The sequence below is a fragment of the Pseudomonas sp. LS1212 genome, assembly GCF_024741815.1.
Lineage (GTDB): Bacteria > Pseudomonadota > Gammaproteobacteria > Pseudomonadales > Pseudomonadaceae > Aquipseudomonas.
Window position 1 is genome coordinate 3,918,364 of record NZ_CP102951.1, and the last position, 24,714, is coordinate 3,943,077.

22 protein-coding genes and 1 pseudogene are annotated in these 24,714 nt (G+C 60.5%); 10 read left to right on the forward strand and 13 right to left on the reverse strand.

Translation table 11 applies throughout. The features are described 5' to 3' along the window. Positions 1-14: 14 nt before the first annotated feature. Together NVV94_RS18220 and NVV94_RS18225 are read right to left on the reverse strand one after the other, a co-directional pair. Positions 15-839: a GIY-YIG nuclease family protein gene (locus NVV94_RS18220; protein ID WP_258443779.1), complete on the reverse strand. Its 825-nt coding sequence runs from the start codon at positions 837-839 to the stop codon at positions 15-17. Between the two features lie 206 nt (positions 840-1,045). Beyond that, positions 1,046-2,209 (reverse strand): site-specific integrase, encoded by a 1,164-nt coding sequence (locus NVV94_RS18225; RefSeq protein WP_258443781.1) that lies wholly within the window; start codon positions 2,207-2,209, stop codon positions 1,046-1,048. Positions 2,210-2,275: 66 nt separating this feature from the next. Here NVV94_RS18225 and dusA point away from each other — a divergent pair, with 66 nt between their 5' ends. Next, on the forward strand, positions 2,276-3,286 hold the full coding sequence (gene dusA / locus NVV94_RS18230) for a tRNA dihydrouridine(20/20a) synthase DusA (RefSeq protein WP_258443783.1): 1,011 nt from the start codon (positions 2,276-2,278) through the stop codon (positions 3,284-3,286). Between the two features lie 127 nt (positions 3,287-3,413). Continuing rightward, complete coding sequence (gene tal / locus NVV94_RS18235; RefSeq protein ID WP_258443784.1) at positions 3,414-4,340, forward strand: transaldolase; 927 nt, start codon at positions 3,414-3,416, stop codon at positions 4,338-4,340. A gap of 73 nt (positions 4,341-4,413) precedes the next feature. Here the strand turns inward: tal and rssC are convergent, their stop codons facing one another. The 3 genes from rssC to NVV94_RS18250 all read right to left on the reverse strand — a co-directional run bounded on the left by rssC (position 4,414) and on the right by NVV94_RS18250 (position 7,103). After that, positions 4,414-4,896 carry an anti-sigma factor antagonist RssC gene (gene rssC / locus NVV94_RS18240; RefSeq protein ID WP_258443785.1) on the reverse strand — a complete coding sequence of 161 codons (483 nt, stop codon included), beginning with the start codon at positions 4,894-4,896 and terminating at the stop codon, positions 4,414-4,416. Beyond that, positions 4,893-6,077 (reverse strand): two-component system response regulator RssB, encoded by a 1,185-nt coding sequence (gene rssB / locus NVV94_RS18245; RefSeq protein ID WP_258447742.1) that lies wholly within the window; start codon positions 6,075-6,077, stop codon positions 4,893-4,895. The genes rssC and rssB overlap by 4 nt, the downstream gene beginning before the upstream one ends. A 324-nt stretch (positions 6,078-6,401) precedes the next feature. After that, positions 6,402-7,103: a VacJ family lipoprotein gene (locus tag NVV94_RS18250; RefSeq protein ID WP_258443786.1), complete on the reverse strand. Its 702-nt coding sequence runs from the start codon at positions 7,101-7,103 to the stop codon at positions 6,402-6,404. A 197-nt stretch (positions 7,104-7,300) separates the two neighbouring features. Between NVV94_RS18250 and NVV94_RS18255 the strand changes: the two genes are divergently transcribed. Next, a complete protein-coding gene (locus NVV94_RS18255; protein ID WP_258443787.1) occupies positions 7,301-7,897 on the forward strand; it encodes a hypothetical protein in 597 nt (198 codons plus the stop codon). 121 nt (positions 7,898-8,018) lie between these two features. Next, on the forward strand, positions 8,019-8,282 hold the full coding sequence (locus NVV94_RS18260) for a DUF4404 family protein (RefSeq protein ID WP_258443788.1): 264 nt from the start codon (positions 8,019-8,021) through the stop codon (positions 8,280-8,282). A 69-nt stretch (positions 8,283-8,351) separates the two neighbouring features. Here NVV94_RS18260 and queF read toward each other — a convergent pair whose 3' ends face one another. Together queF and NVV94_RS18270 are read right to left on the reverse strand one after the other, a co-directional pair. Then, positions 8,352-9,182, reverse strand: a complete 831-nt coding sequence (gene queF, locus NVV94_RS18265) for an NADPH-dependent 7-cyano-7-deazaguanine reductase QueF (RefSeq protein WP_258443789.1) — start codon at positions 9,180-9,182, stop codon at positions 8,352-8,354. A gap of 67 nt (positions 9,183-9,249) precedes the next feature. Then, positions 9,250-9,345, reverse strand: a pseudogene (locus NVV94_RS18270) (copper-binding protein); the annotation flags it as partial. A gap of 202 nt (positions 9,346-9,547) precedes the next feature. Between NVV94_RS18270 and NVV94_RS18275 the strand changes: the two are divergent. Beyond that, a complete protein-coding gene (locus NVV94_RS18275; RefSeq protein ID WP_258443790.1) occupies positions 9,548-10,228 on the forward strand; it encodes a heavy metal response regulator transcription factor in 681 nt (226 codons plus the stop codon). Then, entirely contained in the window at positions 10,228-11,586 is a 1,359-nt protein-coding gene (locus NVV94_RS18280; RefSeq protein ID WP_309304256.1) for a heavy metal sensor histidine kinase, read from the forward strand. The genes NVV94_RS18275 and NVV94_RS18280 overlap by 1 nt, the downstream gene beginning before the upstream one ends. Before the next feature lie 66 nt (positions 11,587-11,652). Here NVV94_RS18280 and NVV94_RS18285 read toward each other — a convergent pair whose 3' ends face one another. The 3 genes from NVV94_RS18285 to NVV94_RS18295 form a co-directional block, all read right to left on the reverse strand. Continuing rightward, positions 11,653-12,897, reverse strand: coding sequence for a lipoprotein-releasing ABC transporter permease subunit (locus tag NVV94_RS18285; RefSeq protein WP_258443791.1), 1,245 nt, complete (start codon positions 12,895-12,897; stop codon positions 11,653-11,655). 70 nt (positions 12,898-12,967) lie between these two features. Next, on the reverse strand, positions 12,968-13,651 hold the full coding sequence (gene lolD / locus NVV94_RS18290) for a lipoprotein-releasing ABC transporter ATP-binding protein LolD (RefSeq protein WP_258443792.1): 684 nt from the start codon (positions 13,649-13,651) through the stop codon (positions 12,968-12,970). Between the two features lie 7 nt (positions 13,652-13,658). Continuing rightward, on the reverse strand, positions 13,659-14,906 hold the full coding sequence (locus tag NVV94_RS18295) for a lipoprotein-releasing ABC transporter permease subunit (protein WP_258443793.1): 1,248 nt from the start codon (positions 14,904-14,906) through the stop codon (positions 13,659-13,661). Positions 14,907-15,000: 94 nt separating this feature from the next. Here NVV94_RS18295 and NVV94_RS18300 point away from each other — a divergent pair, with 94 nt between their 5' ends. Continuing rightward, positions 15,001-15,588: a PilZ domain-containing protein gene (locus NVV94_RS18300; RefSeq protein ID WP_258443794.1), complete on the forward strand. Its 588-nt coding sequence runs from the start codon at positions 15,001-15,003 to the stop codon at positions 15,586-15,588. Between the two features lie 53 nt (positions 15,589-15,641). Beyond that, positions 15,642-16,364: a glycerophosphodiester phosphodiesterase gene (locus tag NVV94_RS18305; RefSeq protein ID WP_258443795.1), complete on the forward strand. Its 723-nt coding sequence runs from the start codon at positions 15,642-15,644 to the stop codon at positions 16,362-16,364. Between the two features lie 42 nt (positions 16,365-16,406). Here the strand turns inward: NVV94_RS18305 and sthA are convergent, their stop codons facing one another. From sthA to NVV94_RS18320, 3 genes are all read right to left on the reverse strand, one after another. After that, positions 16,407-17,801 (reverse strand): Si-specific NAD(P)(+) transhydrogenase, encoded by a 1,395-nt coding sequence (gene sthA, locus NVV94_RS18310; protein ID WP_258443796.1) that lies wholly within the window; start codon positions 17,799-17,801, stop codon positions 16,407-16,409. A gap of 193 nt (positions 17,802-17,994) precedes the next feature. Continuing rightward, on the reverse strand, positions 17,995-18,966 hold the full coding sequence (locus tag NVV94_RS18315) for an FAD:protein FMN transferase (protein ID WP_258447744.1): 972 nt from the start codon (positions 18,964-18,966) through the stop codon (positions 17,995-17,997). Positions 18,967-19,081: 115 nt separating this feature from the next. Next, the gene (locus NVV94_RS18320) at positions 19,082-20,545 is read right to left on the reverse strand and encodes a glyceraldehyde-3-phosphate dehydrogenase (RefSeq protein ID WP_258443797.1); all 1,464 of its coding nucleotides are present in this window, start codon (positions 20,543-20,545) and stop codon (positions 19,082-19,084) included. Positions 20,546-20,734: 189 nt separating this feature from the next. On the opposite strand from NVV94_RS18320, the gene mfd reads away from it, so the two are divergent. Beyond that, entirely contained in the window at positions 20,735-24,175 is a 3,441-nt protein-coding gene (gene mfd, locus NVV94_RS18325; RefSeq protein WP_258443798.1) for a transcription-repair coupling factor, read from the forward strand. 10 nt (positions 24,176-24,185) lie between these two features. After that, positions 24,186-24,713: a CsiV family protein gene (locus tag NVV94_RS18330; RefSeq protein ID WP_258443799.1), complete on the forward strand. Its 528-nt coding sequence runs from the start codon at positions 24,186-24,188 to the stop codon at positions 24,711-24,713. Position 24,714: the final 1 nt, after the last annotated feature.

The window sequence follows — 24,714 nt, forward strand, 5'->3', positions numbered from 1 at the left end:
ACTTTTCGGCCCCTTCAGTTTCCGTTTAAGCCGCTGTCGCGGGTCAGAAGGCGGCGTTTCCAGTGGATTTCCTTCTGCATCATTTCGTCCTTCCCTGTGTGTTTGTCAGCGATTTCGAGGATGCTGAACCTGAAATTTTCTGTGAAATCTTTGCCACGCTTGGTGTGCAGATCTCGTATGCGGGTGTTCCCACCATGCCCGCTATTGGAGTAGTTAACCCATCGGTCCCACAAACCGCCTGTTCCGGTCGCGGAGCCTACGTATAGCTGATGCTCGCCTTCAGTTCGGTCAGATATGAGGTACACGCCTGCTACGCTGGAAAGTGCTGTCTGCCATGACTCCAGACCTTGCTTGACGATGAGTCTCAGTTCCCGATGGGATATATCCACTTCCTTGAAGCCGGGGAATCTGCCAACTGTCATAGGCTTTTCCAGCATCGAGGATACAACCATGCTTTTCAGGCACGTTTGCAGCCAGAGGTAGTTCCCTCGTGGCTTCGTGTAGTCGAGTATCAAACGACCTTCCAGCTCGACAAATTCAGGCACACTGCGGTATTCGTACACGAAGTCACGATTCTCTTTACTGCCCTTTGATTCGTTAACTTTGAGTGAATCGTAAACGCCCGCCAGTAACCATTTTTTGGTGCCGGGTAGTTCGACCAGACCAATCACGTACTCGCATTCAAAATTTCTTCGGGACTGCCATGACTGCCAATCGTCGAAATCGCCTGCAAGGTACACGTCCATTGGGTGTTCAACCCCATTGTGTTGTGCAAGATGAACCTTTGTATTTTGGATTGTGAGTGAAGGCAGGAGGCTGGTCAGAAGCTGCATAAGCATGAAGGGTTGGCTCTGCTGAAAGGGATGGACTACGTGACTCAGGATTCCATGTCAGTGCGTAAGCCGTCCAGGTCGTCTTTCAGAAAGTATTGAGTGGCGTGGACGCTGAGGGCTACGAGCGGCTGCTGTTGGCCGCTCTCTGCCAGTCAGCACAAGGCAACTGACTGGTCAGTGGCAGTGGAGTCAACGTCGTTCTGTGCAGTCAGCTAACCCAATAAAGACCGAGCGCCCAGCTTCACAGGCGCCTGCTGGATTTTCTCCAGCCAAACCCAGCCCATATATGGGTCACCTCTTCCGCGCAAATGGGTATAGCGCCGTAGCGAGTTCCAATCCCGATGGCCCGATACGCTAGCCACCCTCGGTATATCCCAATCCATTTCAAATAGGCGGCTCACACCATCGTGACGCAAATCGTGAAAATGCAGATCTGCGATCTCAAGAAAGGTGCAGGCTCGTGTGAACGCTGCCGAGATTGAATCCGAGTTATAGGGAAAAATCTCTGGGCACTCCTTGGGCATTGTCTGCAGAATCGCCCACGCCTCATCTGGCAAATGACACCAAACGTCGTTGCCGATCTTCTGCCCCGGGTTCTTCATGTCCCGCACAAGCACCGCCTGCCGAGATTCATCCAGGTCGTCCCAGCGAATCCGAGTGATTTCCTCCTGACGCCGCGTCGAATAGAGGGCAAAGCCCAAGACTTTAGGCATGTTGATCGAGGACGGTTTGCGTTTCTGCATCTCGAAGAAATGCTTGAGCAACCGGTCCAGCTCCCCCTTAGTAGGACGTCTGTCACGCTCACGACTTTTCATGTTGTAGCCGAGTTTCTTCAGCACCTTGCGGGCATCAGGCATTGCATGCGGGTCAACCTCATAACCCCAGGCCGGCCTTGCAATCGACAGCACAGAGCCGAGGTGAGCCAGATCATTACCAGCAGTTTGTGGCTGAACCCCTCCTCCTTCCTCGCTCATGCGCCACAACGCAAAATCGACCAGGCGTTGACTGGTGATGTCGGAATCCAGCACCTCACCAAAATCGGTCTCAGCGATCGCTTTGAGTGTTGCTCGTTTCGTTTTCCCCAGCGGTCGAGCCTTCTCCAGTTCAACCAGGTAGCGCTCGATCATTTCCTTGACCGAGAACCCCTTGCGGTTCGCCCGCTCGATCGCACCAGGTTCGGCTAGCTCGGTCTCCCGTCGTTTCGCCCAAGCCTGGGCAGCCTGCTTGCGGGCGAATGTCTGGTTCTCTTGGTAGACTAGCTGCTTGTCGCGATTAATACGGATCTGGACGGTGTAGCTGGTTGTGCCATCGGCCCTTTTGCGTGCTCTGATCGTTGCCATCTGGAATTGGTACACGTCGACTTTCGATTGGTACATTGTACCAACCACTTGGCAAAAATGCCCAAAAAACCCCGAAAATCGGTACAAAACACGTTGAGTGAAATGTCAGTAAAAACAGCCTCAAACCCACAGATTACAAGCTCCGCGCTGTCTCGACGCTTCTCCGTTGCGCCGATGATGGACTGGACCGACCGCCACTGCCGCTACTTCCTGCGCCTGCTCTCCAGCCGTGCCCTGCTCTACACCGAGATGGTCACCACCGGCGCCCTGCTCAACGGTGATCACGAGCGCTTTCTGCGCCATGACGAAACCGAGCACCCGCTGGCCCTACAATTGGGCGGCAGTGTCCCGGCAGACCTGGCAGCCTGCGCCCGCATGGCCGAAGAAGCCGGCTACGATGAGGTCAACCTCAACGTCGGCTGCCCGAGCGATCGTGTGCAGAACAATATGATCGGCGCCTGCCTGATGGGGCATCCGGCGTTGGTGGCCGATTGTGTGAAGGCGATGCGTGATGCGGTGTCGATTCCGGTGACGGTCAAGCACCGGATCGGGATCAACGGGCGCGACAGTTATGCCGAGCTGTGCGATTTCGTCGGGCAGGTGCGCGAAGCGGGCTGCCGCAGTTTTACCGTGCATGCGCGGATTGCGATTCTCGAGGGGCTGTCGCCGAAGGAGAACCGGGACATTCCGCCGCTGCGTTATGAAGTGGCTGCGCAGTTGAAGGCCGATTTTCCCGACCTTGAGATCGTGCTCAATGGCGGGATCAAGACGATGGAAGAATGCCACACGCATCTGCAGACCTTTGATGGCGTGATGCTCGGGCGCGAGGCGTATCACAACCCGTATTTGCTGGCCGATGTCGACCAGCAATTGTTTGGCAGCACGGCGCCGGTGATTTCCCGCAGTGAGGCGCTGGCGCGGCTGCGGCCTTATATTGCCGGGCATGTGGCGGCGGGGGGTTCGATGCACCATATCACCCGGCATATCCTCGGGCTGGGCCAGGGTTTTCCGGGGGCGCGTAAGTTTCGGCAGTTGTTGTCGGTGGATATCCACAAGAGCAAGGACCCGCTGGCGTTGCTCGATCAAGCCGGGCAGTTGCTCGAAGGCCGTTGATTACGGAACCTGTGCGGGGATTGGAAATCAAAATCATATCTTTTACCGTCTGCTGCCGCCCAGGCCCCTTGAGCGGGGGGCAGCGCTCGGGTAATGTCGTCCAAACCGCACAGGACAGAGCACGCACATGACTTCCAAGCTCGAACAACTGAAACAGTACACCACTGTAGTTGCCGACACCGGTGACAGTGAGGCCATTTCCCGTCTCAAGCCGGTCGACGCCACCACCAACCCTTCCCTGCTGCTCAAGGCGGCGGCCATGCCCGGTTATGCCGAGCTGCTGAACGACGCCGTGCGTGACAGCAAGGGCGATGCGGGCCTGGCTTGTGACCGTTTCGCGGTCGCGGTGGGCAGCCAGATCCTGAAAGTGATTCCTGGGCGTATCTCGACCGAGGTGGATGCGCGCCTGTCGTTCGACGAGAAAGCGTCGCTGGCCAAGGCCAATCAGCTGATTGATCTGTACGAAAAAGCCGGCATCGGTCGTGAGCGCGTGCTGATCAAGCTGGCGTCGACCTGGGAAGGTATTCGCGCCGCTGAAAAGCTCGAGCGCGAAGGTATCCAGACCAACCTGACCCTGCTGTTTTCCTTTGCCCAGGCCGTGGCCTGTGCGGACGCCGGGGTGTATCTGATTTCGCCGTTCGTGGGCCGGATCTACGACTGGTACAAGAAGGCCACCGGTACCGACTACGTCGGCTCGGAAGATCCTGGCGTGCAATCGGTGACGCGAATCTACAACTATTACAAGACCAATGCCTTCAAGACCGTGGTCATGGGTGCGAGCTTCCGCAACCTGGGGCAGATCGAAGAATTGGCCGGCTGCGATCGCCTGACCATCAGCCCCGAACTGCTGCAGCAACTGGCCCAGGACGACGGCAAGCTGGTACGCAAGCTGAGCCCGGGCAATGCCGGCGAGCCACGCCAGAGCCTGAACGAAAGCCAGTTCCGCTGGGCCTCGAACGAAGACGCCATGGCCACCGAGAAGCTGGCCGAGGGCATCCGCCAGTTCGCTCGCGACCAGGAAAAACTCGAAGCCCTGCTCGCCGCCAAGGTCTGATCGGCGCAGCGAACGCAAAAAGGGCGACTCCTCGCGGGGTCGCCCTTTTTATTGCCTGCCTTTCAGGCTGCGGTCAGGTCCGCTCCAGCGCATTGACCAGGTCATGGAAGGCTTCACGATTGGAGTCGTTCAGGCCCATGAGGATCTTGTGCGCTTCGAGCACCTTGGCCTTGACCACCTCTTCGGACTGATCCTGCGATGGCAGGTCGGTCAGGCATTCCGGGCACGGGATCGGCCGGTCAACAATGTTGAACACCTGATCGAAGCCCATCGATTGCAGCAGCCGCGTGATGTCCTCGTGGGTGGTCACGACGGTTGGCAGCAGCCCGACTTTTTGCCGCGACAGGATCGACAGCTTGGCCAGCAGGCCCAATGTGGTGCTGTCGATGCTATTGGTTTCGGTCAGATCGATGACGATGGCCGAAAAATTCAGCGCCGTGAAGATCTTCTCAATAGTCGCATCCAACGCCGAACAGAGGGTAAGGCGTACTTCACCGACAAATTTCAGAACGAAGGTGCCGTTCTGTTCGGCGAACTGGATTCTACCGGTACTCATTCAAGATTCCTGCTTAACACCAATAGGGCGATATCATCCGGCATCTCCCCAAGCGTAGCCAATCCAAAACGTTGCCGCAGCCCATCCAGGCTGCCGCCCGCTGCCTTGACTATCTCAGGCAAGGCCGCTTCTTTATCTTTGAGTGTCTCACCGGGCAAAAGGTCCAATATGCCATCAGATAACAGGGTCAGGCTGAAGCTGGGGGGCAGCTCGAGCACCTGGTCCTGGTAGGTGGCTTCATTGAACAGGCCGACCGGCAGGCCACGCCCTTCCAGATAGCGGCTCTGGCCCGGCGTGAACAGCACTGGCAGCGGCAGGTGCCCGCCGATGCTGTAGGTCAATATCCCGGTTTCTTCGTCGATCACACCGCCAACCATTGTCACATGTTTGCCCAGCTTGCAGTTGATCAGGCCACGGTTGATGTGCCCGAGCACTTCCGACGGCTTGAACTCTGGCATGGTGCCATTGCGCTTGGATTCGAACAGCAGGCGCGTGGTCATGAACTTCAGCAGCACGGTGACGAACGCCGATGACGCGCCATGCCCGGACACGTCGGCCAGGTAGAAGCCGATACGCCGGTCATCGACGCGGAAATAGTCGACGAAGTCGCCCGACAGGTACAACGACGGGATGATCTCGTGATCGAATTGCAAGCCATCGACCAGCCACGGGCTTTCCGGCAGCATGTTAATCTGCACCTGGCGCCCGGCGTTCTGGTCTTCCTGCAACAAGTGCAGGCTGGCTTCGAGCTCGCGGTTGGCGGTCTCGAGCTTCTGCCGGTAGCGCTTGTTTTCCAGCAGCAGGTGCGCACGGTCCAGCGCTCGGTGAACCGAATGCTCGAGCACCGCGAGGTCTTCCAGAGGCTTGATCAGGTAGTCGGCAGCGCCCAGGCGCAAGGCCTCGACCGCATCGTTCATGACACCCGCGCCAGAAACGACGATTACCGGGAGATCCGGAGTGCGTTCGGTGACCTGTCGAATCAGCTCAAGGCCGCCCATTTGAGGCATGCGCAAGTCGCAGATCACAAGATCGGGCTGCTGCTGCTCGAATACCTCGAGCCCCTGCAAGCCATTGTTTGCCTGCAGGACGCTGAAGCCACTGTCTTCAAGGTAGGCTGCAAGGCTTGCGCGCACTACGTCGTCATCATCGATTATCAGCAGCGTGGCACTGGTTTTGTGCATGTGGGCAAACGGCGCCAGAAATTGGTTGGCGTAGGCGGCTTGGCTGGGCCTGAGCACACTTACTGGATTCACTTCTAGCCTCTCTGTCTATTGAGTTGTAGGACAATAAGTCCTGCACTGCAACTCTCAGAGGTGCCCTGTAAGGCGCTGACGGTACTCCCATCCGCCGGGCGTTTCAAGCTCGCACCGATGGTCGCTTGAGGTCTTTAGCGCTCAAATGACCGGGAGTTATAAAAACCTGTTTCAGCCCAACCTAATGGTTGGATGGACCTTTATGCGCGCAAGGCGGCCAGATGGCCGCCTTGTGTGGTTTTCAGCCGGCGATCAGAAGTCGTCTTCGACTTGCCCGTCCTTGACCTTGAACTCGCGGTTCTGCAAGTAGGCATTGCGAATGAATGTGTATTTGTCGCCCTGGATCAGCTTCTCGGCCGACAGCAGGCTGGCGCGGGTATCGATCACGTCGACAGCGAGCAGGGAATAGCGCGTCGGCTCATGATCGATGTAGCGATAAGGCTTGGTGTAGGAGTCCGGGTACTTGGCGATGGCGTCGCGCACGGTGCTGGGGCCGAAAAACGGCAGGACCACGTACGGACCGCTGCTGGTGCCCCAGTAGCCCAGGGTCTGGCCGAAGTCTTCATCGTTGCGTTGCAGGCCCATCCTGGTGCCAATGTCGAAGAAACCGAACAAGCCGAAGGTGGTGTTGAAGATCAAGCGCGCGGTGTCGACACCGGCTGCCTGGGGCTTCAACTGAAACACATTGTTGGCCAGGTTGCCGACGTCGCCCACGTTGCGGAACATGTTGTGGATGCCGTCTTCAAGAATCTGCGGAGTGACGAACTGGTAGCCCTGCGCCAGTGGCTTGAGCGCATACGTGTCGAGCGTGTCGTTGAACCGGAAGATAACCCGGTTGACACCTTCCCAAGGATCCTCCTCGGCTGCCTGGGCGGCCACAGGCACCAGAACCACGCTGGCGTACAGACAGGTCCGGACAAGACGATCGATCAATCCTGCACCGATCACACGCATACACTCACTCCTCGAAATCACTGTGGCGGGCACTAAGCCGTACGACCATCAAACGGCAAGTATACGGCCTGGGCTGTCGATTGGGCAGGTTTGCGCTCCTTTGGCCGTAGGACGCCTGTCTTCTACGGCATCACCTGACGGTCACCGGACTGTCATGGACCGCAGGTAGCCTGACTCGTTATTTCAGGGACGTTGCCATGCCACAACCTGCCCCCTTTACCGCCTTGCTTTTTGGCCTCAGTGGCTGCCTGGTCGACGCGAGTGCCCGCTTTCACGCACGGGCCGATTCCGACGAACCGGCGCAGGCCATTCCCGGCGCCCTGGAAACCCTCAACACCCTGCATGAGCAAGGCGTGCCCTGTGCCTGGCTGGACGAGTTGCCCGAGGCCGTCAGCCAGCACTTGGCAACCCCTCTGCCCGACTGGGTCGCCCCGATCAACAACACCTGGGAGCACGGGCGCTGGCCAGCTCCCGATGCCTGTTGGCGGGCGCTGATGGCGCTCAGGGTCGAGCGACTGGAAGGTTGCGTACTGGTCAGTGGTGAGCCGAAGTTGCTGCAGGCGGGCCTCAATGCCGGCCTCTGGACCATTGGCCTGGCGTCCTCCGGCCCGCTGTGCGGCGCATCGGACACTCAATGGCAAACGCTGACCGCCCAGGAGCAGGAACACCAACGCGCCAAGGCGACGCTACGATTGTTCAACCTGGGCGTGCATTCGGTGATCGACCACCTGATGGAGCTCGACGCCTGCCTGTGGGACATCGGTCAACGTCGGCTCAAGGGTGAAAGACCTTGATACATCCGTGTTGATCAGGATCATGCAGGCAGCGCCCGAGTGGATTAATCTAAAGTCAGTGATGGACCTTTCGCATGCTGCCAGGGTCCATGGCTGTGCCTACCATTTGAGGGAGAACGCCATGCCTGCCCGCGAACTGCAAGAGAAATTGAACGCCTTGCGCGAGCAATTGGAGCAAAACCCACCGCACTCCGAAGCGGAGCGGGCCGATTTGCAGCTTTTGATGCAGCAGATCGAACTGCAAATTCAACTGGAAACAAAAACTCAGGACTCCAGCCTGGCCGACGAAGTCAACCTGGCCGTCGAACAATTCGAACTCACGCATCCGGGAGTGGCGGCAGCGCTGCGCAATATCGTTCAGGCCCTGGGCAATATGGGTATCTGAACCCTACAAAAAGCCCCGTCGTTCAGACGGGGCCAAGATCGCCGACCAACCCCATGCCGCTGAATGGCCTTACTGCCGAACCAGGCGCAAATTCTGCTCGGTCACGGCTTCGGTGCTGCGGTAGGGGTTGATATCCAGCCCGCCCCGGCGCACGTAACGGGCGTAGACGGTCAGGGCCTGCGGCTTGAGCAGCCGCTGCAGGTCCAGGAAAATCCGCTCCACGCATTGCTCATGAAAATCGGCATGCTGACGGAAGCTGACCAGATAGGCCAGGAAGCTGGCGTGGTCGAGCGCCGCGCCGCGGTAGTGCACCGTCACACTGCCCCAGTCCGGCTGGCCGGTCACTGGGCAGTTGGATTTGAGCAAATGGCTGTGCAGGCTTTCTTCAATGACTCGCTCGGCATCGCAGCGCAGCAATTGCGGTTGTGGCTGCTCGTAGTTACTGATGCTGACATCCAGCTCATCGATACAAACGCCCGGCAAGGCATGCACGCCTTCTGCCTCCACCTCGGCCAGGGTTCGCACGCGAACACCCACCGGCTTGCCGGCTGCGGCCGAGAGGTCTTTTTCCAGGCATGCCTGTACCGCCTGCACCGATTCGAACGGCGTCTGGTTCAACGAATTGAGGTAAAGCTTGAAGGACTTCGATTCGATGATATTCGGCGACTCGGCCGGAATGCTGAACTCGCCGATGGCGACCACAGGCTTGCCCGATGGCAACAGCCAGGACAGCTCGAAGCAGTTCCAGAAGTCCACGCCCTTGTACGGCAGCGTGTCGGCGGTCAAGCCCAGTTCGGCCCACTTGGCTGCGCGCGGGATAGGGAACAGCAACGACGGCGTGTAGGTAGAGATGTATTCGCTGGACTTGCCCAACGGCGAATGTTCGGCTGCGGGATGCATGGCGGAAACCTGACTGAATAAACTGGCATAGTTTATCGGGTTTGCGCCATGCTTGGGACCCGTCGTGCTATTTGGCGATCTTTAGCGTGCCGACCATGCCTGCCTGGTAGTGGCCGGGTACGTTGCAGGCGAACTCGATGCCGCTGGCCTGGCTGAAGGTCCAGGCAGGCTGAGGGCCATCAGGCCGGCGGCCATGAGTATGCCGTTCATCTTCGTATGCTCCATCAGACGATAATCAGGCTGTGCGACACTGTAGAAAACCGCCACTGGCAGCGAGCTGACGAAAAGATTACAACTTTGTCAGCTTGCGCCAGAGCCCGCGCGCTCAGGGTATAAAGCCTCGGAGCCATTGCCATGAGTCATCCATGAAACTGCTGATTGTCGAAGACCAGGCCAAGACCGGCCACTACCTGCGTCAGGGCCTGAGCGAAGCGGGCTTCAATACCGAACTGGTCGCAGACGGCATTACCGGCCAGCACCTGGCGCTGACCGGCGACTACGCCCTGCTGATACTGGATGTGATGTTGCCGGGCCGCGATGGCTGGCAAATCCTGCAAGCGGTGCGCAGAGCCGGCCTGGACATGCCGGTGCTGTTTCTCACGGCTCGCGATGCTGTCGAGGACCGCGTACATGGCCTCGAACTGGGTGCCGACGACTACCTGGTCAAGCCCTTCGCCTTCTCCGAACTGCTGGCGCGGGTCCGTAGCCTGCTGCGCCGCGGCAGCAGCCCAGCGCAGGAAACTTCGTTGAGCGTGGCTGACCTGCGCCTGGACTTGATACGGCGCCGAGCCGAACGCAATGGCCAGCGCATCGACCTGACCGCCAAGGAGTTTGCCTTGCTGGAACTTCTGCTGCGGCGCCAGGGCGAGGTGCTGCCCAAATCCTTGATCGCCTCGCAGGTCTGGGACATGAATTTTGACAGTGACACCAATGTCATCGAGGTGGCGATCCGCCGCTTGCGCCTGAAAATCGATGACAGCCACGAAAACAAATTGATTCATACCGTGCGCGGCATGGGCTATGTGCTCGAAGAGCGCTGCGCCTGATGCGTCGCTTGTCACTGAGCAGCCGCCTGGCACTGCTGTTCGCCGCCTGTACCGCCGTGGTGTCGTTGATTGCCGGGGTATTGTTCAGCCGCGCCAGCGAAACCCACTTCATCGAACTGGACCAGCAACAGCTTGCCGGTAAACTGCCCGTCCTGCGCCAGTTGCTGCAAGGCGCCGAGAGTCACGCCAGCCTTGAACAGCGGCTGCCGGCCCTGCAAGCCGAGCTGAGCCATCAACCGGATCTGGCACTGCGCATCCAGGGTAGCGACGGCCAGCTCTGGTTCGAGAGCCAGGCCAACCTGCCCGCCGCGCCTCACGCCAGCGGCGTCGGTACGCTCCACGCCAACGGCATCGACTACCGCAGTTTCAGCACGGAGTTGGCCCCGGGCAAAGCCGGCTCGGCACATTTGACCCTACTGCTAGACATCACCCATCACCAACACTTTTTGCAGCGTGTGCAGCGGCTGATCTGGTTGACCATCGGGCTCTCGGCCCTGGCCACTGCCCTGCTCGGCGCCTGGGCCGCGCGCAGCGGCCTGCGCCCGCTGCGGCGCATGAGCGAGGTCGCTTCCAGTGTCTCGGCCCGCTCGCTGACCACGCGCCTGCCACAAGCGCAAATGCCGATCGAACTGGCCGAACTGGCCCAGGCCTTCAACGCCATGCTCGGGCGCCTGGACGACGCCTTCCAGCGCCTGTCGGCCTTCTCCGCCGACATCGCCCATGAACTGCGCACGCCCTTGTCGAACCTGCTGACCCACACCCAGGTCACCCTGACCCGCCCGCGCGAGCTGGAAGACTATCGCGAAGCCCTGCACGGCAATCTGGAGGAGCTGCAATGGATGGCGCAACTGGTCAATGACATGCTCTATCTGGCCAAGGCCGACCACGGCCTGTTGATGCCCCATCGCGAGCCGCTGGCGCTGGATGAGGAAGCCGATGCCCTTCTGGAATATTTCGCGCCCTTGGCCGAAGACGCCCAAGTGCGCTTGAGCCGCACCGGTGAGGCGCGATTTATCGGTGACCGGAGCATGCTGCGCCGCGCCCTCTCCAACCTGCTGGACAACGCGCTGCGGTTTACCGCGGCAGGCGGGGAAGTCAACGTGGGCATGAAGGTGATCGAAGGACAGATTCAGCTGCACGTGGAAAACAGCGGCGAGGGAATTGACCCGGCACTGCTGCCGCGTTTGTTCGACCGCTTCTACCGGGCCGATCCTGCCCGGCGTGAAGGCAGTAGCGAACATGCGGGATTGGGGCTGGCGATTACCCAGTCGATCGTTCGCGCCCATGGTGGGTCGATTCGTTGCGAATCGGTTGGGGGGTGGACGCGGTTTGTGATTGAGTTGCCGGTTGGGATTTAGATGATTGCCCGATTTGAGGGCTTCATCGCTGGCAAGCGATAGGACCGCAAAGCGGTCCCAAAAACATCACTCGTACCGCAAAGCGTAAGCCGGCTGGATCTGCGCCGCACGCCAGGCCGGGTAAATCGTCGCCAGGAAGCTCAGGGTAAAGCCTGCCGTACAGATCAACGCCACGTCAAACCACTGCAGCTCCGATGGCAAGGTACTGATGAAATACACATCGGAGGTGAAGATATGCTGCCCGGTGAGTCGCTCCAGCCAGCCGACCAGGGCACTGACATTGATGGCCGCAAAGACCCCGAGGATGCCGCCGATCAGGGTGCCGACGATACCGATCACCGTACCCTGAACCATGAAGATCGACATGATCTGCCGAGGCGTGGCGCCGATAGTGCGCAGGATGGCGATGTCCGCCCCCTTGTCGTTCACCACCATGATCAAGGTTGCGATGATGTTGAAGGCCGCGACCGCGACGATCATCAGCAGCAACAGACCGATCATGGTCTTTTCCATCTTCATCGCACTGAACAGGCTGCCTTGGGTATGGGTCCAGTCATCGGCCTTGAACTGATCGCCCAGGCCCGCGGCAATCGCCCCGGAAACCTGCGGCGCACTGTACAGATCCTTGACCTTGAGCCGCACGCTCTGCACCTGGTTCGGTTCCCAGCGCTGCATCTGCGCGGCGTCCGCCATATGGATCAGCGCCATGGAGCCGTCCAGCTCGGCGCCCACCTTGAACACGCCGACCACATTCAGCCGCTGCATGCGCGGAGTAATCCCGCCCGGTGCCGTGCTGACTTCAGGGACAATCAGGGTCAACTTGTCGCCGACATTCAAGCGAAAGCGCCGCGCGGTGATTTCCCCGACCACCACGCCGAACTCACCGGGCTTCAGGTCGTTCAAGCGACCCTGGACGATATGGTCGGCAACGATCGAGACCTTGCCTTCCTGGGCCGGGTCGATGCCGCTGATCTGGATCGGCTGCATCGCGCCCTTGTAGGAGAGCATGCCCTCCATTTCGGTGAAGGGCACGGCGGCCAGCACTTCCGGGTTTTTCAGCGCGGCAGCGGCAACCGGCTGCCAGTCGTCGAGCGGCTTGACACCCAGAACGGTCGCATGGGGAACCATGCCGAGGATGCGCGAGCTCATCTCCCGCTGGAAGCCGTTCATGACCGACAGCACCACGATCATGGCCAGCACGCCCAGTGCCAGGCCGATCATCGAGGTCATGGAGATGAACGAAATAAAATGATTGCGGCGCTTGGCGCGGGTATAGCGCGCGCCTATGAAGATCGATAACGGTCTGAACATTCCGGGGCACCGTAAGAAAAATAATGGACCCGGCACTTCCCCGCCCGGAGAAGCGCCGCGCACAGTCGGATCAGATGGCGACCAGTCGGCCTTCTTCCAGGCGCAACACCCGATCCATCTGCCGGGCCAGGTTCAAATCGTGGGTCACCACCAGGAACGCCGTGTGCGACGAGGTGCTCAACTCCAGCATCAGGTCCTGAATACCCTGGGCGGTATGGTGGTCGAGGTTACCGGTCGGCTCGTCGAGCATGACCAGGCCGGGACGGTTGACCAGCGCCCGGGCAATCGCCACACGCTGGCGTTCGCCACCGGACAATTCGGCTGGCTTGTGACCCAGGCGATGGGCCAGGCCCACGCGCGTCAACAACGCAGTGGCCCGCTCGCGCGCTTCGGGAATCGCCGTACGGCCGATCAGCAGAGGCATGCAGACGTTTTCCAGTGCGGTGAATTCCGGCAATAGGTGATGGAACTGATAGACGAAGCCCAGCGCGCGGTTGCGCAACAGCCCACGGGCCCGCTCGCCCAGCGCCGAGAGTTCTTCGCCAGCCAGCCAGACGCTGCCCTTGCTCGGCGTGTCGAGCCCGCCGAGCAGGTTGAGCAAGGTACTTTTGCCCGACCCGGAACTGCCGACAATAGCCACGCGCTCGCCAGAGTGCAGCTCCAGCGCCAGCCCCGACAACACTTCGACAGACTCCGGGCCTTCCTCGTAGGACTTGCCCAGGTTGCGGCAACTCAGCACTGCTTTATCACTCATGCCCAACTCACTCATAACGTAGCGCCTCCGCAGGCTGGGTGCGCGCAGCACGCCAGGCCGGATACAGGGTGGCGAGGAAACTCAGGACCAACGCCGCACCGCAGACCATCAGCACATCTTCGGCCATGAGTTGCGACGGCAGGTAGTCGATGAAGTAGACGTCCGCGTTCAGGAACTTGTGGCCGATCAGCGTTTCCAGCCCGGCAATCGCCGCGCTGACATTGAGCGCGGCGAATATTCCGACCACGGCGCCGATCAGGGTGCCGACAACGCCGATCACCGTGCCCTGGACCATGAAAATCGCCATGATCTGGCCCGGCGTCGAACCCAGGGTCCGCAGGATGGCGATATCGCCCTTCTTGTCGTTGACCACCATCACCAGCGTGGAAATGATGTTGAACGCCGCCACCGCGACGATCAGCAGCAGCAACAGGCCGATCATGGCCTTCTCCATGCGGATCGCCTGGTACAGGTTGCCGTGGGTGCGGGTCCAGTCGCGGGCGTAGTAGTCGTCGCCAAGCTTCTGGGCGATATACCAGGATGCGCGCGGCGCCTGGAACAGGTCGTCGAACTTCAGGCGCAAGCCCTGCACCTGATCGGCCTTCCAGCGATGCAGGCGCGACAGGTCCTCGATATTGGTCAGGCCCAGGTAGCCATCGAGCTCACCGGCGCCGACATGGAAAATGCCGACCACGGTAAAGCGCTTCATGCGCGGGAACATCCCGGCCGGGGTCACCGTGACCTCGGGGGCGACGAAGGTCAGCTTGTCGCCGATGGCAAGGCCGAGCTTGGTTGCCGCCTTGTCGCCGATCATGATCCCGAACTCGCCGGGTTTCAGCGCTTCGAGCTGGCCTTGCCTGATGAAGGCATCGATGATCGAGACGCTGCGCTCCCGGGCCGGGTCGATGCCGTTGAGCAACACCTTCTGCACTTTGCCCTCATGGGTCAGCAGGCCCTGCATCTGAGTGAACGGCGCAACCGCCAGCACTTGCCGATTCTGCTTTACTTGGTTGGCAAGAGCCGGCCAGTTGCTGATCGGTTGACCGGTTTCGAGGGTCGCATGGGGCACCATCCCCAGCACACGGGTACGCATTTCATGATCGAAGCCATTCATGACCGAAAGTACGACGATCATCACGACCACGCCAAGAGCGAGGCCGATCATCGAGGTCAGGGAAATGAACGACACAAAATGATTACGGCGTTTGGCACGGGTATAACGCGTACCGATATATACGAAGAGAGGTCTGAACATGTCGGGGCTTGTTCGGAGGAAAGAGGAACGTCCTTGTGGCGGGGCTTGAAGAGCAGCTTTACACTCAGACCACCGCCGCTACCATGGGTTCGCCATGTCGACATTAGATGAAGAAGATCGCCGCGAATACTACCGTATCGAGGATCGGATCGCACTGGAAATTAGCCCTCTGACAAGCGCTGACACGCTTGGCACGGACTTGTTGCAAGATGCGTCGCCACTGTTCAATCTGCTCAGTGAACTGCACCTGAGCGAATTCGAATCACAGCACCTGCTGCGCCAGCTCAGTGACAGCGACCGGCCCCTGGCCAATTTCCTCAAGGCCCAGAACAGGCGCATCGACCTGCTGAGCCAGGTGGTCGCGCAAACCATCCTGGGCAAGATCGGCGAGCCGCAACCGGTGGTTCTTTCCGAAGGCGGCATCGAGTTCAGCCAGGCTCAGGCCTACGCTCCCGGCACGCTTCTCTCGGTCAAAATGGCCTTGATGCCGCAGGCATTGGGGATGTTGTTGCGGGCCCGTGTCACCCACTGCGACGCGACCCCGGAAGGAAGCTTCGAGATCGGCGCTCTATTCGAGGCCCCTACCGACGCCCAACGGCAATTGCTGGCCCGCTATATTTTGCAGAAACAGGCGCAGCAGCGGCGCAGCGCCCGTGAGCACAGCGCACCAAACGCCATCTGACCTGATCTGCGAAGCCACTGGCGCTACCTGACACTTTTCTTGAAGGAACAAACGTGACCCTTATATATGGCCACCGCGGCGCCAAGGGCGAAGCCCCCGAAAACACCCTGACCAGCTTCCAGCAGTGCCTCAAGCACGGTGTACGGCGCTGCGAACTCGATCTGCACCTGTCTTCGGACAACGAGCTGATGGTGATTCACGACCCGAGCCTGCGGCGCACCACCGACCGACGCGGCAAGGTGGTCGAACATACGGCGGCCGAACTGGTCACCTACGATGCGCGCAAGGGTGGCCCGGGCTGGGTCAACCCTTGCCCGATTCCGAGGCTCGAGGAGTTGTTCGAGAAATGCGACTTCGACCACTGGCAACTGGAAGTCAAGAGTGCTTCGCGCATGCGCGCCGCGACCACGGTACTGGCGATCCGCGAATTGGCTCAACACTTCGGGTTGCTGGAAAAGGTCACCGTCACTTCAAGTTCGCGGGAAGTCCTCAAGGCAGCGCTTGAGCTGACCCCGGACCTGTCTCGCGGCCTGGTCGCCGAGTATGCCTGGCTCGACCCACTGAAGGTCGCGCAGAACTACGGCTGCGAGATGCTGGCCTTGAACTGGACGCTGTGCACCCCCGAGCGCCTGGCAAAAGCCCAGCGCCAGGGTTTGCATGTCTCGGTATGGACAGTCAACGAACCGGCGCTGATGCGCCGGCTCGTCGACTTCGGCGTAGATAGCCTGATTACAGACTTTCCCGGTTTGGCCAGCGCCACGCTCGAGAATTGCTGAAATCGGTCTCCCCGGCCGGCTCAGGCCACCGGCCGGAGTCGCTTAAAAAAGCCGGTTGAGGCCATCGTACGCCGCTACCCGATAGGCTTCGGCCATGGTCGGGTAGTTGAAGGTGGTGTTGACGAAATACTTCAGGGTATTGGCTTCGCCCTGCTGGTTCATGATCGCCTGGCCAATGTGGACGATCTCCGACGCCTGATAACCGAAGCAGTGCACGCCAAGCACTTCCAGGGTTTCGCGGTGGAACAGGATCTTCAACATGCCCTGTGGTTCACCGGCAATTTGCGCGCGCGCCATGCCCTTGAAGAACGCCTTGCCGACTTCGTACGGCACCTTGGCCTGGGTCAGTTCCTGCTCATTCTTGCCGATCGAGCTGATTTCCGGAATCGTGTAGATGCCGGTCGGCACATCGTTGACGAAGCGCCAGCTGCCATTATCGACAATGCTGCCGGCGGCCGAACGCCCCTGGTCGTGGGCGGCACTGGCCAGGCTCGGCCAGCCGATCACATCGCCGGCGCCATAGATGTTCGGCACACAGGTGCGGTAGTTCTCGTCCACTTCGATCTGGCCGCGGCTATTGACCTTGACCCCGATGTTTTCCATGCCCAGCTTGTCGGTGTTGCCGGTACGACCGTTGCACCAGAGCAAGGCATCGGCCTTGATTTTCTTGCCGGACTTGAGGTGCAGGATCACGCCGTTGTCGAGGCCTTCGACACGATCGTATTCCTCGTTATGGCGCACGGTGATGTTGTTGTTACTGAAGTGATAGCTCAGCGCCTGGGAGATCTCGGAGTCCAGGAAGCTCAACAGCTGGCCACGGTTGTCGACCAACTCCACCAGCACGCCGAGACCACTGAAGATCGAGGCATATTCGCAACCGATCACGCCAGCGCCGTAAACGATGAGTTTGCGCGGTGTGTGGCCCAGGCTCAGGATAGTGTCGCTATCGTAGATACGCGGGTGGTGGAAATCGATGTCGGCCGGGCGATAGGGGCGTGAACCGGTGGCGATGATGATGTGCTTGGCCACCAGCTTCTCGACCACGCCGTTGGCGCACACCACTTCGACGGTTTGCTCGTCGGCGAAGCTGGCGGTGCCGAAGAACACGTCGACCCGGTTGCGGGCGTAGTAACCGGTGCGCGAGGCGACCTGCTTGGAGATGACCTTTTCCGCGCTCTTGAGCACGTCCGGGAACGAGAACCAGCGCGGCTCACCAATGGCCCGGAACATCGGGTTGGTGTTGAACTGCATAATCTGCCGCACGGAGTGACGCAAGGCCTTGGAAGGGATGGTGCCCAGGTGAGTGCAATTGCCGCCGACCTGACGCCGACTGTCGACCATCGCTACCTTGCGCCCTGCTTTTGCGGCATTCATTGCCGCACCTTCCCCAGCCGGACCGGAACCCAGCACCACTACGTCGTAGTTGTAGACAGCCATGCGTACTCCTTCAGAACGGGCCGAGATGCCACTTTGGCATTCTCCGGCTACATCATGTCGCGCTCGGCAACATGAAAAAAAATCGGCTGCAGTCTAAACAAGCCTGAGCGCCGCGAACATTAACCCTTGGTCGCGTCGTAGGCTATTTTTGTCTGCACTACATCGTCAATCAGTTGCAACAACTGACCCTGAACTATTCATTCGCATCCATCTGCTCGAAAGCCGGTGTGACGCGAGTGGCGAAACCCTTATCGGCATGCATCACGAAAAATGCTGCGATTTCGTGTTGCAGCGCATAGTCCCAGCCTTCCTGCGGCCCGAGAATCATCAACAGCGTGGAGAGGCCATCAGCCATCAACGCCGAAGAATCGAGCACTGTCACTGCCGCCAACGCATGTTCCACGGGCCTGCCGGTGCGCGCATCGAGCGTGTGCGAGTAACGCTTGCCATCGCGCTCGAAGTAATTGCGGTAATCGCCAGATGTGGAGACGCCATAACCGTCGACCGAAATGATCTGCTGGGCCGTTTGACGGTCGTCACGCGGCACTTCCAGGGCCACGCGCCAATGGCTTCCATCGGGCTTGCGCCCGGCCGCACGCAACTCGCCGGTCACTTCGACCAGGTAACTGGTAACCCCCAGCGCCTGCAGGCGTTCGACCACCTCGTCTACCGCGTAGCCGGCAGCGATGCTGTTGAAGTCGACCTCCACAGCGGCATCCTTGCAGAGCCTGTCGCCTTGAATGCGCAAGTGCCGGTACCCGACCCGTTGCCGGGCACTGGCCAGCGCCTGCGCATCCGGCACCCTCGCCTCACGTGCCTGCGGGCCAAAGCCCCAGAGGTTGAGCAAGGGCCCGACCGTCAGGTCAAAGGCTCCCTGGCTTTGCTCGGCGAGCTGCTCGCCGACCTGCACCAGTCGCAGCAAAGGCTGCGGCATCACCTGACAGCTGTTAGCCGGCAAGACATTGAAGCGCTCGATGTCCGAGTCGCTGCGGTAGGTCGAAAACGTCCGGTCGATCACGGCCAGCAGCGTCTCGACCTCGCCCTTGACCTCTTCAGGCCCCGGGCTTCCCGGCGAACGCACATACTGAACCGTAAAACTGCTGCCCATGGTCGGGCCACTGACGCGCTCAAGCGAATCACCACCATCGCACCCTGCCAGCACCAGTACCAGACTGATCAGGCTGCAGATTCTCGGGCATGGATTCAACACAGACTCCCGTGCAGATGACAAAAAAAACGGGAACCTTGAAGGTTCCCGTTTTTCACGACTGAGCTGAAGCTTAGCGTGGGAAAGCTGGCGGGTTAACGTCAGCCATGTCTTCCATTACACGCACTACCTGGCAGCTGTAACCGAATTCGTTGTCGTACCAGACGTACAGAACAACGCGGTTGTCGTTGCAGATGGTGGCTTCGGCATCGACGATACCGGCGTGGCGCGAACCGACGAAGTCGGTGGAAACCACTTCCTGGGAATTGACGTAGTCGATTTGCTTGTGCAGATCGGAGTGCAGCGCCATGTAGCGCAGGTACTCGTTCATCTCTTCACGGGTGGCGGCTTTCTCGAGGTTCAGGTTGAGAATGGCCATCGACACGTTCGGCGTTGGAACACGGATCGCGTTACCGGTCAGCTTGCCGGCCAGCTCAGGCAGGGCCTTGGCAGCAGCAGTGGCGGCACCGGTCTCGGTGATGACCATGTTCAGCGCGGCGCTACGGCCACGGCGAGAACCCTTGTGGAAGTTGTCGATCAGGTTCTGGTCGTTGGTGTACGAGTGAACCGTCTCAACGTGACCGTTGACGATGCCGAACTTGTCGTTGACAGCCTTGAGCACCGGCACGATGGCGTTGGTGGTGCAGGAAGCGGCGGACACGATCTTGTCGTCAGGGGTGATCTCGCCGTGGTTGATGCCGTGAACGATGTTCTTCAGCTTGCCTTTGCCTGGCGCGGTCAGGACGACGCGATCGATACCCGGGCAGGCCAGGTGCTGGCCCAGGCCCTCGGCATCACGCCATACGCCGGTGTTGTCCACCAGCAGGGCGTTTTCGATACCGTACTGGGTGTAGTCCACCTCGGTAGGGTTCTTCGCGTAGATAACCTGGATCAGGTTACCGTTGGCGGTGATGGTGTTGTGCTCTTCGTCGATGGTGATGGTGCCATCGAACGGGCCATGCACCGAGTCACGACGCAGCAGGCTGGCACGTTTGACCAGATCGTTCTCGGCGCCTTTACGGACGACGATGGCGCGCAGACGCAGGCCGTCGCCACCACCGGTTTTTTCGATCAGGATGCGCGCCAGCAGACGACCGATACGACCGAAGCCGTACAAGACCACGTCAGTGCCTTTGCGGCCGGAACCGTTCTGCTTACCGACGACATCGGCCATTTCGTCGCGGACGAACTGCTCGGCAGTGCGGCCTTTGCCTTGTTCCTTGAACTTGACTGCCAGCTTGCCCAGGTCGACCGAGGCAGCGCCGAGCTTGAGTTCGCTCATGGCCTTGAGCAGCGGGAATGTCTCGTGTACCGACAGTTCACTTTCGTCGGACTGGCGATGGCGAGCAAAGCGGTGGGCTTTGAGAATCGCGATGACTGAACGGTTGATCAGGCTGCGGCCGTAGATCGAACTCACCACATTGTTATTGCGGTAGAGCTGACCGATCAGCGGAATCATCGCCTCGGCGAGCGCTTCACGATCGATCCATTCACCAAGACACTGGTCGGGCTTCTGAGTCACGGGAACCTTCCACATGTAGGGACAGAAAAAAGGGGCTACATTATGACGCCGTGCAACATTTCGATCAATGAGCGCCTGTCGCCCCCCTGTTTTTCAGGTGCTTCCCCCCGCCAGACATGCATTTCACCCGCACGAAACTGACAGCCGAGGCCTGCGCCCGGTACAATTGTTGTCTTTGTCGCAACGCTTGGAGCTCGACCTCCCGTGCCAGTTCTGCGTCTACCGAAACTCCCTGCCGTCGCAGGTAAACAACACTGGGGCAATTTGCCAGGCGCCGCCCTGAGCCTGGCCATTGCCGAAGCCGCCAGCGCCGCGAAGCGCTTTACCCTGCTGCTGACCGCCGACAGCCAGAGCGCCGACCGGCTTGAGCAGGAGTTGCGCTTCTTCGCCCCGAGTTTGCCGGTCCTGCACTTTCCCGACTGGGAAACCCTGCCCTACGACCTGTTCTCGCCGCACCAGGACATTATCTCACAGCGCATCTCGAGCCTGTATCGCCTGCCGGAGCTGGATCACGGCATTGTAGTGGTGCCGATCACCACGGCCCTGCACCGGCTGGCGCCCACCCGTTTTCTGCTCGGCAGCAGCCTGGTGCTGGACATCGGCCAGAAGCTCGATGTCGACCAGATGCGCACGCGCCTGGAAGCCAGTGGCTATCGCTGCGTCGACACGGTTTACGAGCATGGCGAGTTCGCCGTGCGCGGGGCGCTGATCGACCTGTTCCCGATGGGCAGCAAACTGCCCTATCGGATCGACCTGTTCGACGATGAAATCGAAACCCTGCGCACCTTCGACCCGGACAGCCAGCGCTCGATCGACAAGGTCGAATCGATTCGCCTGCTGCCGGCCCGCGAGTTCCCCTTGCAAAAGGAAGCCGTGACCCAGTTCAAGGCGCGCTTTCGCGAACGCTTCGACGTGGACTTTCGCCGCTGCCCGATCTTCCAGGACCTGAGCAGCGGGATTACCCCGGCCGGTATCGAGTACTACCTGCCGCTGTTCTTCGAAGAGACGTCGACCCTGTTCGACTACCTGCCCCAGGATACCCAGGTGTTTTCCCTGCCCGGCATCGAACAGGCCGCCGAGCATTTCTGGAGCGATGTGCGCAACCGCTACGAAGAGCGCCGCATCGACCCGTCACGCCCCCTGCTGCCACCGGCCGAGCTGTTCCTGCCGGTGGAAGACTGCTTCGCCCGGCTCAAGAGCTGGCCGCGCATCGTCGCCTGCCAGGATGACGTGGCTGCCACAGAGCGCTTCCCGGCGCAGCCGCTGCCCAACCTTGCCATCGAAGCCAAGGCCAACCAGCCACTGGCAGCGCTGTCGAACTTCCTCGATGAATTCCCCGGCCGGGTGCTGTTCACGGCAGAATCGGCCGGGCGCCGCGAGGTGCTGCTGGAGCTGCTCGAGCGCCTGAAACTCAGGCCCCAGACCGTCGACAGCTGGAGCGATTTCGTCAGCGGCAAGGACCGCCTGGCAATCACCATCGCACCGCTGGACGAGGGCCTGCTGCTGGAAGACCCGGCCCTGGCGCTGGTCGCCGAAAGCCCGCTGTTCGGGCAACGCGTGATGCAACGCAGGCGCCGGGAAAAACGCAGCGACGCCAGCAACGATGCCGTGATCAAGAACCTCACTGAGCTGCGCGAAGGCGCGCCGGTGGTGCATATCGACCACGGCGTGGGCCGCTACCTGGGCCTGGCAACCCTGGAAATCGACAACCAGGCAGCCGAATTCCTGACCATGGAATATGCCGAGGGCGCCAAGCTCTACGTGCCCGTGGCCAACCTGCATTTGATCGCCCGCTACACCGGCAGCGACGACGCCCTGGCCCCGCTGCACCGGCTGGGCTCGGAAGTCTGGCAGAAAGCCAAGCGCAAGGCCGCCGAACAGGTCCGCGACGTGGCCGCCGAACTGCTCGACATCTATGCCCGCCGCGCCGCCCGCGAAGGCTATGCCTTTGCCGATCCGTCAGTGGATTACGCCACTTTCAGCGCCGGCTTCCCCTTCGAGGAAACCGCCGACCAGCAAACGGCCATCGAGGCGGTACGCGCCGACATGCTCGCGCCCAAGCCCATGGATCGCCTGGTCTGCGGCGACGTCGGCTTCGGCAAGACCGAAGTGGCCATGCGCGCGGCGTTCATCGCGGTGCACGGCGGGCGCCAGGTCGCGATCCTGGTACCGACCACCCTGCTCGCCCAGCAACACTACAACAGCTTCCGCGATCGCTTCGCCGACTGGCCGGTGACCGTGGAAGTGATGAGCCGCTTCAAATCGACCAAGGAGGTCAACGCCGCCGCGGCCGACCTGGCCGAGGGCAAGATCGATATCGTCATCGGCACCCACAAGCTGCTGCAGGATGATGTACAGATCAAAAACCTGGGCCTGGTGATCATCGACGAAGAGCATCGCTTCGGCGTGCGCCAGAAGGAACAGCTCAAGGCCTTGCGCAGCGAAGTCGACATCCTCACCCTGACCGCCACGCCGATCCCGCGCACGCTGAACATGGCGGTCTCGGGCATGCGCGACCTGTCGATCATCGCCACGCCGCCGGCCCGGCGCCTGTCGGTACGCACCTTCGTCATGGAGCAGAACAAGAGCACTGTGAAAGAGGCGCTGCTGCGTGAGTTGCTGCGCGGCGGCCAGGTCTATTACCTGCACAACGACGTAAAAACCATCGAGAAATGCGCTGCCGACCTGGCCGAACTGGTGCCCGAGGCCCGTATCGGCATCGGCCACGGGCAGATGCGCGAACGCGATCTCGAACAGGTCATGAGCGACTTCTATCACAAGCGCTTCAACGTACTGATCGCCTCGACCATCATCGAAACCGGCATCGACGTGCCCAGTGCCAACACCATCATCATCGCGCGTGCCGACAAGTTCGGCCTGGCCCAGCTGCACCAGTTGCGCGGCCGGGTCGGGCGCAGTCACCACCAGGCCTATGCCTACCTGCTGACGCCACCGCGCCAGCAGATCACCCCGGATGCGGAAAAGCGCCTGGAAGCGATCGCCAACACCCAGGACCTGGGCGCCGGTTTCGTGCTGGCCACCAACGACCTGGAAATCCGCGGCGCCGGCGAATTGCTCGGCGATGGTCAAAGCGGCCAGATCCAGGCCGTGGGCTTTACCCTGTACATGGAAATGCTCGAGCGGGCCGTGAAGGCGATTCGCAAGGGCGAGCAGCCGAACCTGGACCAGCCGCTCGGTGGCGGCCCGGAAATCAACCTGCGCTTGCCGGCCTTGATCCCCGAGGACTACTTGCCGGATGTGCATGCCCGGTTGATCCTGTACAAACGCATTGCCTCGGCCGCGGACGAAGAAGGCCTCAAGGATCTGCAAGTGGAAATGATCGACCGCTTCGGCTTGTTGCCCGAGCCCACCAAGAACCTGGTGCGCCTGACGCTGCTCAAGCTGCATGCGGAGAAGCTGGGCATCAAGAAGGTCGATGCCGGCCCGCAAGGCGGGCGCGTCGAGTTCGCCGCCGAAACGCCGGTAGACCCGCTGGTATTGATCAAGCTGATCCAGGGCCAGCCCAACCGCTACAAGTTCGAGGGCGCGACGCTATTCAAGTTCATGGTGCCCATGGAGCGGGCCGATGAGCGTTTCAACAATATCGAAGCGCTGTTCGAGCGCCTCACTCCTAAATCTGCTTGAAGGAAGCACCATGCGTTTTATCCGTTCCCTGACCCTGCTGCTGGCACTGTTCGCGCCTGCCGTCTTTGCCGACGGCCAGTACCAGGTCGACATGATTCTGGTGCGCCAGAATGCCGTACCGGCCGTCACCACCGCGGTCGCGCCCGAAGACTGGGCGGCCGGTGCGCCGGTCATCAACGCCAAAGACGAGCGCCAGCCGGGCCTCACTGCCGAACTGGAGAAGCTGCAGGCCAGCGGCGACTACACCGTACTGCTGAACAAAGCCTGGCGGCAAAGCCTGGGCGAAACCCCCAGCAGCGTCGCCATCAGCGAAGGAAAGAGGCAATTCGGTCATTTCCCCATTGAAGGCAACCTGAGCCTGAGCCTGAACAAAACTACCAACGTGGTCGCCAATTTCTGGGTCAACCAGATCGACGGCAATGGCACCCTCACCGCCAGCGAACAGCTCACCCAGGAAAGCAAAACCCCCAGGAACGGCGATCTCATCTTCCTTGACGGCGGCCACCTGGCCCTGCTGATCAAGGTGACGCCGCTTTGAA

Excerpts from the sequence above, each read along its gene's own strand:
- NVV94_RS18220 (WP_258443779.1), bottom strand. The coding sequence starts at position 839 with ATGCTTATGCAGCTTCTGACCAGCCTCCTGCCTTCACTCACAATCCAA.
- NVV94_RS18225 (WP_258443781.1), bottom strand. The coding sequence starts at position 2,209 with ATGTACCAATCGAAAGTCGACGTGTACCAATTCCAGATGGCAACGATC.
- dusA (WP_258443783.1), top strand. The coding sequence starts at position 2,276 with ATGTCAGTAAAAACAGCCTCAAACCCACAGATTACAAGCTCCGCGCTG.
- tal (WP_258443784.1), top strand. The coding sequence starts at position 3,414 with ATGACTTCCAAGCTCGAACAACTGAAACAGTACACCACTGTAGTTGCC.
- rssC (WP_258443785.1), bottom strand. The coding sequence starts at position 4,896 with ATGAGTACCGGTAGAATCCAGTTCGCCGAACAGAACGGCACCTTCGTT.
- rssB (WP_258447742.1), bottom strand. The coding sequence starts at position 6,077 with ATGCACAAAACCAGTGCCACGCTGCTGATAATCGATGATGACGACGTA.
- NVV94_RS18250 (WP_258443786.1), bottom strand. The coding sequence starts at position 7,103 with ATGCGTGTGATCGGTGCAGGATTGATCGATCGTCTTGTCCGGACCTGT.
- NVV94_RS18255 (WP_258443787.1), top strand. The coding sequence starts at position 7,301 with ATGCCACAACCTGCCCCCTTTACCGCCTTGCTTTTTGGCCTCAGTGGC.
- NVV94_RS18260 (WP_258443788.1), top strand. The coding sequence starts at position 8,019 with ATGCCTGCCCGCGAACTGCAAGAGAAATTGAACGCCTTGCGCGAGCAA.
- queF (WP_258443789.1), bottom strand. The coding sequence starts at position 9,182 with ATGCATCCCGCAGCCGAACATTCGCCGTTGGGCAAGTCCAGCGAATAC.
- NVV94_RS18275 (WP_258443790.1), top strand. The coding sequence starts at position 9,548 with ATGAAACTGCTGATTGTCGAAGACCAGGCCAAGACCGGCCACTACCTG.
- NVV94_RS18280 (WP_309304256.1), top strand. The coding sequence starts at position 10,228 with ATGCGTCGCTTGTCACTGAGCAGCCGCCTGGCACTGCTGTTCGCCGCC.
- NVV94_RS18285 (WP_258443791.1), bottom strand. The coding sequence starts at position 12,897 with ATGTTCAGACCGTTATCGATCTTCATAGGCGCGCGCTATACCCGCGCC.
- lolD (WP_258443792.1), bottom strand. The coding sequence starts at position 13,651 with ATGAGTGATAAAGCAGTGCTGAGTTGCCGCAACCTGGGCAAGTCCTAC.
- NVV94_RS18295 (WP_258443793.1), bottom strand. The coding sequence starts at position 14,906 with ATGTTCAGACCTCTCTTCGTATATATCGGTACGCGTTATACCCGTGCC.
- NVV94_RS18300 (WP_258443794.1), top strand. The coding sequence starts at position 15,001 with ATGTCGACATTAGATGAAGAAGATCGCCGCGAATACTACCGTATCGAG.
- sthA (WP_258443796.1), bottom strand. The coding sequence starts at position 17,801 with ATGGCTGTCTACAACTACGACGTAGTGGTGCTGGGTTCCGGTCCGGCT.
- NVV94_RS18320 (WP_258443797.1), bottom strand. The coding sequence starts at position 20,545 with ATGTGGAAGGTTCCCGTGACTCAGAAGCCCGACCAGTGTCTTGGTGAA.
- NVV94_RS18330 (WP_258443799.1), top strand. The coding sequence starts at position 24,186 with ATGCGTTTTATCCGTTCCCTGACCCTGCTGCTGGCACTGTTCGCGCCT.